This is a genomic window from Cupriavidus sp. (assembly GCF_057315035.1).
The window spans coordinates 88,697-96,976 of the sequence record NZ_DBHKYV010000033.1 but is presented as its reverse complement, the minus strand read 5'-3'; the positions used below and the strand labels follow the sequence as shown (position 1 = coordinate 96,976).

Genomic DNA, 8,280 nt, shown 5'->3' with positions numbered 1-8,280 from the left:
CCCCCGCCCCCAAGCCTGCCCCGCTGGCGGGCCGTCCCGCCGATTCGATCCGTGCCGCGCTGCTGATTGGCGCATGCATCAGCGCCGTGTGGATCGCGGGCAGCGCCTTGCATGCCCCGCCCGCCCTGATCTGGGCCGGTGCGCTGGTACTGTCGACGGTCAGTTGCTGGGCGGTCGGCGTACTACCGGAACCCACCGCCACGCTGCTGTTCTTCCTCAGTGCCGTGGTGTTTCATATTGCGCCACCGACGGTGGTGTTCTCGGGCTTTACGTCGACGGCGTGGTGGCTGATGTTCGGCGGCGCCGTCACCGGCGTGGCTTTGCGCAGCACGGGCCTGGCATTACGGCTGGCGGACATCATCTTCCACAAGCGCGTGGGCACCTATCCGCAGGTCATCACCACCGTGGCGCTCAGCGCTGTCGGGCTGGCCTTCCTGATGCCGTCCACCACTGGACGTGTGCTGCTGCTGATGCCGATCGTGCTGGCGCTGGCGGACCGGCTTGGCTTTGCGCCGGGTTCGAATGGCCGCATTGGCATGGTCATGACCGTAGCTGCCGCCAGCTATATGCCGCCGACGACGATCCTGCCGGCGAATATTCCGAACAGTGTGCTGCTGGGCGCGGCCAGTTCGCTCTACAACATCAACCTGAGCTACGGCAGCTATCTGTTGCTGCATTTCCCGGTGCTGGGCGCGCTGAAGACGGTGGTGCTGATCTGGGTCGTCTGCAAGCTGTTTCCGCATGACGGACCGATGGCGCCGCAGCCGGCGGCTACGCGTAGCGCGATGGGTTCACAGGAGCGTGTGCTGGCGATCATCCTGGCGCTGGCGGTCGCGGGGTTCGCCACTGATGCGTGGCACGGCATCTCACCGGCCTGGATCTCGCTGGCCGCGTGCATTATCTGCCTGTTGCCCGGTATCGGGCTGGTGTCTCCGAAAGCATTGACCGAGCAGGTGCATCTGGTGCCGCTGATCTACGTAGCCGGGTTTCTCGGGCTTGGGGCGGTGGTCGAATCCACCGGCCTTGGCAGCGCGATCAGCGCGGGACTGCTGCATGTGCTACCGCTGACGCCAGGACATACGGCCGCCAATGTCGGGACGATCGGGGCCATGGGGGCGGTGCTGGGCATGATGTCGACACTGCCCGCGCTGCCTGCGGTGCTGACGCCGCTGGCACGTGATCTGGCCAATGCCACGGGCTTGCCGCTGGAGACGGTACTGATGCTTCAGGTACCGGTGTTCTCGACAGTGTTCTTCCCGTACCAGTCGCCGCCGATCGTGATCGCGATGCAGCTCGGTGGGGTGGGCTTGCGCCACGGCACGCGGCTGTGCCTGGCGATGGCGGCAATCACGATCGTCGCGCTGCTGCCGCTGGATTACCTGTGGTGGCGCGTGCTGGGCTACCTGCCATGATGCTGGCAGTTACCACTCGAGCTTTTCCAGCAACTCGTCGCGCACCGCGCGTGGCTCGATCACCAGATCCATCTCGTAGGCGCCGAGCAGCGCCAGCAGTTGCGCCACGCTGATGGTTTCGGGGTTCAGTTCCATGTGCGAAACGCGACTCTGGCTGATGGCCAGGCGCGCGGCAGCTTCGGCCTGGGTCAGGCCCGCGATCTTGCGCGCACCCTGGAGCACCTGCCCTAGTTGGTCGCTGCTGGTAATCATGACTCTGGCGGACATCGCGGGCTACCCGAAGAAAGATATATCTGAAATCTATCAATCTCCGCCGCTTATCGACAGATTCTTCGTATTCGATAAATCCAATCGCCCCCAATTAAGCCCGGATTACCCATGTAATGGGTAGATCACAGGGAATTGCGTTGTCAAAAACAAACGGAATCGGCGTAGATCAGCGCAGATAGTCCCGAAAGCGGCCACGGATTTCCTCGATATTGGCAAGCGTTCCGGTCAGGTGCTGGCGCAATGCGCCTTCGGCGCCGGCAACATCGCCAGCTGCAATGGCGTCGATGATTGCCAGGTGGTCACGCAACACAGCGCTGGCCTTGCCCGGAATCGGCAAATGCAAGCGCCGCAGTCGATCCAGATGGCCACTTTGCCGACGCACCAGCCCGAACAGGTCCGGTACGGCGGCGGCGTCATACAACTGGCGATGGAAATACTGGTCGTTGGCCGTGAACTCGGCCAGATCGTCGAGCTCCAGCATGCGCTGCTGGCGTGCCACCGTGGCGCGCAAGCGCTCGACCAGCGCGGCATCGGGTGCTCCCGCCAGCGTCCGGACAATCTCCAACTCCACCGAACGGCGCAGGAAATGCGCTTGCCGCGCCAACGCCACATCGATGCGACTTACGCGCGTGGCGTGCTGAGGAAACACATCGACCAGGCCCTCCTCGGCCAGGCGCATCAGTGCATCGCGCACCGGCGTCTGGCTGATGCCGTACTGCACCGCCAGTTCGGGGCGAGACAGCACCGTGCCCGGCGGCAGCACCATCGAGATGATCTGTTCGCGCATATGTTCGAACACCTGCGGCGCCGCCTGACGCGTGCGGTCGAACTGGAATTGCAAGGTCGGAGCGGGAAGGATGGCGGCCATTGGATCAGGGCAAGAACTTAGGGCGCGATTCTAGCCGAACGAATCCGGGCTGAACCTCGTTGACGTACTAATATATTAGTGCTTTAATTCAGAAAACAAGGTCATCGTACAACTGACCGATCAACGATTTCATCGTGGAAGAGACAAACATGACGGCACGGAAAGTAACGCCGGACCAGTTGCGCAGCGCGCGCTGGTTCGCGCCCGACGACTTGCGCTCGTCCGGGCATCGCTCACGGATCATGCAGATGGGCTACGCGCCCGACGAATGGATGGGCAAGCCGCTGATTGCCATCATCAATACGTGGTCTGACATCAATCCCTGCCATTCGCATTTCAAGCAGCGTGTGGAAGACGTGAAGCGCGGCATCCTGCAGGCCGGTGGGTTCCCCGTGGAGCTGCCGGCCATCTCCTTGTCCGAAAGCTCGGTCAAGCCGACCACGATGCTGTACCGCAACCTGCTGGCCATCGAGACCGAGGAGCTGATCCGCTCACATCCGATCGATGGCGCGGTACTGATGGGCGGCTGCGACAAGACCACCCCCGGCTTGCTGATGGGTGCCACCAGCGCGGGCGTGCCGGCCATCTACGTGCCGGCGGGTCCCATGCTGCGTGGCAACTACAAGGGCCAGGTGCTGGGCTCGGGGTCCGATGCCTGGAAGTTCTGGGATGAGCGCCGCGCGGGCAATATCAGCAAGACCGAATGGATCGGCATCGAAGGCGGCATCGCACGCAGTCACGGTACATGCATGACGATGGGTACGGCCAGCACGATGACGGCCATCGCGGAGACCATCGGCATGACGCTGCCCGGCGCTTCGTCGATTCCGGCCGCGGACGCCAACCATATCCGCATGTGTTCGGAAGCGGGCCGGCGTATCGTCGACATGGTCTGGGAAGACCTGACGCCCAGGCATATCCAGACGCACCAGTCGTTCGAGAACGCGATTGCGGTAGCCATGGCGATGGGTTGCTCGACCAATGCCATCATCCACGTGATTGCGATGGCGCGCCGCGCCGGCCACGACATCGGCCTGGACGACTTCGACCGTCTGAGCCGCCACGTACCGGTCATTGCCAATATCCGGCCTAGCGGCGACAAGTACCTGATGGAGGATTTCTTTTATGCCGGCGGCCTGCCGGCATTGATGAACCGCATCGGCGACAAGCTGCACCTCGATGCCCTGACCGTAACGGGCCGCACGCTTGGCGAGAACATTGCCGGTGCCGAGGTCCACAACGACGACGTGATTCGCACGTGTGACAACGCGCTGTACCAGCAAGGCGCACTGGCCGTGCTACGCGGCAATATCGCGCCCGATGGCTGCGTGATCAAGCCCAGCGCCTGCGAGAAGCGCTTTTTCAAACATACCGGCCCGGCACTGGTATTCGACGACTATCCGTCGATGAAGGCCGCCGTCGAGGACGAGAACCTCGATGTCACCGCCGATCACATCCTGATCCTGCGCAACGCCGGACCGCAAGGCGGTCCCGGCATGCCCGAATGGGGCATGTTGCCGATTCCGAAGAAGCTCGTGAAACAGGGGGTGCGCGACATGCTGCGCATGTCCGATGCACGCATGAGTGGCACCAGTTATGGCGCCTGCATCCTGCACGTGGCACCTGAAGCGTATATCGGCGGTCCGTTTGCGCTGGTGCGCACCGGCGACCTGATCACGGTCGATATCGAACAGCGCAGCATCCACCTTGAAGTATCCGACGACGAACTGGCAGCACGCCGCGCCGCATGGACACCGTTGCCTCCGCGCTATGCACGCGGCTACGGCTACATCTTCTCGCGCCATGTACGCCAGGCCAACGACGGCTGCGACTTCGACTTCCTGCAAACCGACTTCGGCGACCCGGTGGGCGAGCCGAGCATCTACTGAGGCCACACCTATGACCCAGCTCAGCTCATCGCTGCGCGACGCGCTCAAGACCGTCAGTACCGCCACGCTCTGTACCGCGCTGTTCAAGCGCGGCCTGCGCAACCAGTTCATCCAGGATGTGCGCCCGCTGCAGACCAACCCTGGCACGATGGTCGGCGAAGCGTTCACGCTGCGCTACATCCCCGCACGTGAAGACCTGAACCCGATCACCGTATTCCAGGATCCGAACCATCCGCAACGCCAGGCCATCGAGCAATGCCCGCCGGGCGCGGTGCTGGTGATCGACAGCCGCAAGGACGCGCGCGCCGCGTCGGCCGGGTCGATCCTGGTCACACGGCTGATGCAGCGCGGCGGCGCGGGCATCGTCACCGACGGCGGTTTCCGCGACTCACCCGAAATTGCCCAGATGGCAATGCCGGCCTACCACCATCGCCCTTCCGCTCCCACCAACCTGACGCTGCATCAGGCACTGGAATTCAATGTGCCGATCGGCTGCGGTGACGTGGCCGTGTTTCCCGGCGACGTAGTGGTTGGCGATGCCGAGGGCGTGGTCATCATCCCGCGCCATATGGCCGAGGAAATCGCCGCCGAAGCCGTGGAGATGACCGCGTTCGAAGACTTCGTCACCGAGCAGGTACGTGACGGTCGCTCGATCATCGGCCTGTATCCGCCGACGACTGAACAGGCACGTGAGGATTTTGCAGCGTGGCGGAAGGCAAACAGCCGCTGATTGGTGGTGGTTGATTGTTCGTTCTCCCCTCTCCCATTTCATGGGCGAGGGGAGCGCATATCCACGGATTTCGCATTCATTAAAACAGGAGACAAACCCATGTTGAAGATTGCCCGCATCGCCGCTGCCGTACTGACTGGCACACTCGCCTTCGCCGCCCACGCGCAAACCGACTGGCCCACGCGCGCGGTCACCATCATCGTGCCGTTCACCCCGGGTGGCGGCACCGATATCGGTACCCGCCTCGTCGCGCAGCGCCTGGCGCAGTTGTGGGGCCAACCGGTGCTGGTGGACAACCGCCCCGGCGCCGCGGGCAACGTCGGCCTGGAACTGACCTCGCGCGCCAAGCCCGACGGCTACACGCTGGTGGCCGGCAATGTGGGCACGCAATCGATCAATCCGTTCCTGTACAAGAAGCTCAACTACAAACCCGACAGCTTCGTGCCGGTGACCATGATGGCCGAATTGCCGTTTGCGCTGGTGGTTACGCCGGGCTTGCCCGCGAAAACGCCGAAGGAACTTGTCGCGCTGGCCAAGGCAAAGCCTGGCAAGCTCACCTTCGCCAGTTCGGGCACCGGCGGCTCACCGCACCTGTCGGGCGAGATCTTCAAGGCCGCCACCGGCACCGACATGCTGCACGTGCCGTACAAGGGCGGTGGCGCGGCGATGACCGACCTGATGGCCGGCAACGTCGACATGCTGTTTGCCTCGATCCTTGAAACCACCGGCCATGTGAAATCGGGCAAGCTGCGCGCGCTGGCCGTGACCGGCAGCGTGCGTTCTCCGTCGATGCCCGATGTACCCACGCTGGCCGAGGCGGGCATCCAGAATGCGGAATCGGGTTCATGGGTGGGCCTACTGGCACCGGCCGGCACGCCGAAGGACATCGTCGACAAGATCGCCGCCGGTGTGAAGCAGGTGGTGGCCATGCCCGAGGTGAAGAAGCAGCTGATTGAACAGGGTGCAATTCCGGTAGGCAGCACGCCGCAACAGTTTGCCGACACCATCGCCAACGATCGCAAGCGCTACGCAAGGATCATCGCCGATAATCACCTGAGCGCAGACTGATCACCGACTGATCGCGCCTGGTCATCCATAAGAAAGGACTCTTCTCGCATGAAACCCCGCCTCCTGCAGCATGGCCGACTCCCGGAACAGACCGAAGCCCGTCTGGCCGAGCATTTCGATGTGCACCCGCTCTGGGCCGAGAGCGACCCGGCCGCATATTTGTCCCAACACGGCGGCGAGTTCGTGGCGATGACCACGCGCGCTGCCACCGGCGTAAATGCCGCGATGCTGGCCGCATTGCCGAACCTGCGCGTGATCTCGAGCTTTGGCGTGGGCCTGGACAAGCTCGACCTGGACACCGCACGCGCACGTGGCATTGCAGTGGGCTACACACCCGACGTGCTGAACGATTGCGTGGCCGACACCGCGTTCGCGCTGTTGATGGATGCGGCGCGCCAGGTCAGTGCGGCCGACCGCTACGTGCGCCGTGGCGAATGGCTCAAGAGCCCGTTCCCGCTTACCACCCGTGTCAGCGGCAAGCGCCTGGGCATTGTTGGCATGGGCCGTATTGGCCGGGTCATCGCCAAGCGTTCGAGCGGCTTCGACATGGAGGTGCGTTATTTTGGCCGCAAGGCCCAGGACGACGTGCCCTACGGTTTCGAGCCTTCGCTTACGGCACTGGCCCAGTGGGCCGACTTCCTGGTGGTTGCCACCTCGGGAGGCCCGGCCACGCGCCACCTGATCTCGGCGGATGTGCTCAAGGCACTGGGGCCGCAGGGTTTCCTGATCAACATCGCGCGCGGTACCGTGGTGGACGAAGCCGCGCTGGTGGATGCGCTGACCCACGAGCGTATCGGCGGTGCCGGCCTCGACGTGTTCGAGCATGAACCCAAGGTGCCCGAGGCGCTCTTCGCACTCGACAACGTCGTGCTGCTGCCGCACGTGGCCAGCGGCACGAACGAAACGCGTGCGGCGATGGCCGGACTTGTGTTCGACAACCTGCAGAGCTTCTTTGCCACCGGCGCCGTGCTGAAATCGGCAGTCTGATCGTCGTCACGTCGCTCACAAAGCGTAGCCAGGTCGACACAGAGCGGAAATACTGCCGCCCCTGACGCGGCGCTACACTGGGCATCCACTTCCATTGGAGCGTGCGATGCCCGATCACCCCTCGCGGCCGCCGTCCGTGTCGCGCCGCCGGCATCTGCTGGCGATGGGGCTCGGCGGCGCCGGCCTTGCCACGCTGTCGCGCATGCCGCCGGCAGCGGCGGCGGGCGTTTCTTCCGCCCCCTCCCCCTCATTGCCCCTGACGGCACAGACCACCGAAGGTCCGTTCTACTTCGATGCGAAAAAGGTCCGCCAGGACATCACCGAGGGCCAGCCCGGCGTGCCGCTCGAAGTCCGATTCACCGTAGTCGACCTCCAGGGCCGTCCGCTGGCAGGCAAGCGCGTGGATCTCTGGCACTGCAACGCGGCGGGCGTGTACTCGGGCTATGCCGGCCAGTTCGACGACCATGAGCAGCAGGTTTCCACCAAAGGCCAGACTTTCCTGCGCGGCAGCCAGCCGGTAAGCGCCGATGGAACCGCCACGTTCCACACGATCTATCCAGGCTGGTACGAGGGCCGGGCCACGCACCTGCACATGAAGGTGCTCGATGGCAGCCGCGCCATGCTGACCACGCAATGCTTCCTCCCCGATGCGCTTAGCGAATACCTGTACACCCAACTGGCCACGTACAAGCGCAAGCGCGTGCGCGAGACGCTCAACAGCAACGACGGCATCGCGTTGATGGCCGGCGATACGGTGCTTGGCGCCGTGCGCGAGGCCAAGGCACGCTATATCGCCACGTTGATGCTGGTAGTCGACCCGGCAGCCACGTCGCCGCGGGAATCATTCCCGCCGCCGCATGGCGACCACAAGGGTCCGCCTACGGGAGCGCTTACAGGAGCGCCGACAGGAGCGCCGCCAGGCCCCCCGCCCGGCCAGGGCTCGCACGCTGCACTGGAAGGCGATGCGCGTGTGGCCGCGATGGTGCCGGGTGTGAAGTCGTAGGGTTTTGACACGCCAGCCCTCTCCCCCGGCCCCTCTCCCGCGCGCGGGAGAGG

General features: G+C 64.2%; 8 protein-coding genes. 6 read left to right on the top strand and 2 right to left on the bottom strand.

The genetic code is table 11. The annotated features are described in order from the left end of the window. Positions 1-1,412: SLC13 family permease (locus ACO550_RS29455; protein ID WP_485995051.1), on the top strand; the 1,412-nt coding region annotated here is incomplete at its 5' end. A 9-nt stretch (positions 1,413-1,421) separates the two neighbouring features. Here ACO550_RS29455 and ACO550_RS29450 read toward each other — a convergent pair. Together ACO550_RS29450 and ACO550_RS29445 are read right to left on the bottom strand one after the other, a co-directional pair. Next, positions 1,422-1,679 (bottom strand): helix-turn-helix domain-containing protein, encoded by a 258-nt coding sequence (locus ACO550_RS29450; protein ID WP_315595591.1) that lies wholly within the window; start codon positions 1,677-1,679, stop codon positions 1,422-1,424. A gap of 169 nt (positions 1,680-1,848) precedes the next feature. Further along, positions 1,849-2,550 (bottom strand): FCD domain-containing protein, encoded by a 702-nt coding sequence (locus ACO550_RS29445; RefSeq protein ID WP_315595592.1) that lies wholly within the window; start codon positions 2,548-2,550, stop codon positions 1,849-1,851. A gap of 149 nt (positions 2,551-2,699) precedes the next feature. Between ACO550_RS29445 and araD the strand changes: the two genes are divergently transcribed. From araD to ACO550_RS29420, 5 genes are all read left to right on the top strand, one after another. Then, complete coding sequence (gene araD, locus ACO550_RS29440) at positions 2,700-4,439, top strand: L-arabinonate dehydratase (RefSeq protein ID WP_315595593.1); 1,740 nt, start codon at positions 2,700-2,702, stop codon at positions 4,437-4,439. Between the two features lie 10 nt (positions 4,440-4,449). Then, positions 4,450-5,169, top strand: coding sequence for an RraA family protein (locus tag ACO550_RS29435; RefSeq protein WP_315595594.1), 720 nt, complete (start codon positions 4,450-4,452; stop codon positions 5,167-5,169). A gap of 99 nt (positions 5,170-5,268) precedes the next feature. After that, complete coding sequence (locus ACO550_RS29430; RefSeq protein ID WP_315595595.1) at positions 5,269-6,237, top strand: tripartite tricarboxylate transporter substrate-binding protein; 969 nt, start codon at positions 5,269-5,271, stop codon at positions 6,235-6,237. A 48-nt stretch (positions 6,238-6,285) separates the two neighbouring features. Then, complete coding sequence (locus ACO550_RS29425) at positions 6,286-7,224, top strand: NAD(P)-dependent oxidoreductase (protein WP_315595596.1); 939 nt, start codon at positions 6,286-6,288, stop codon at positions 7,222-7,224. A 106-nt stretch (positions 7,225-7,330) separates the two neighbouring features. Continuing rightward, on the top strand, positions 7,331-8,227 hold the full coding sequence (locus ACO550_RS29420; RefSeq protein WP_315595597.1) for a dioxygenase family protein: 897 nt from the start codon (positions 7,331-7,333) through the stop codon (positions 8,225-8,227). The last annotated feature ends 53 nt before the right edge of the window (positions 8,228-8,280 follow it).

What these genes read in the sequence shown, in the direction of transcription:
- ACO550_RS29450 (WP_315595591.1), bottom strand. Translation starts at nt 1,679, where the DNA reads ATGTCCGCCAGAGTCATGATTACCAGCAGCGACCAACTAGGGCAGGTG.
- ACO550_RS29445 (WP_315595592.1), bottom strand. Translation starts at nt 2,550, where the DNA reads ATGGCCGCCATCCTTCCCGCTCCGACCTTGCAATTCCAGTTCGACCGC.
- araD (WP_315595593.1), top strand. Translation starts at nt 2,700, where the DNA reads ATGACGGCACGGAAAGTAACGCCGGACCAGTTGCGCAGCGCGCGCTGG.
- ACO550_RS29435 (WP_315595594.1), top strand. Translation starts at nt 4,450, where the DNA reads ATGACCCAGCTCAGCTCATCGCTGCGCGACGCGCTCAAGACCGTCAGT.
- ACO550_RS29430 (WP_315595595.1), top strand. Translation starts at nt 5,269, where the DNA reads ATGTTGAAGATTGCCCGCATCGCCGCTGCCGTACTGACTGGCACACTC.
- ACO550_RS29425 (WP_315595596.1), top strand. Translation starts at nt 6,286, where the DNA reads ATGAAACCCCGCCTCCTGCAGCATGGCCGACTCCCGGAACAGACCGAA.
- ACO550_RS29420 (WP_315595597.1), top strand. Translation starts at nt 7,331, where the DNA reads ATGCCCGATCACCCCTCGCGGCCGCCGTCCGTGTCGCGCCGCCGGCAT.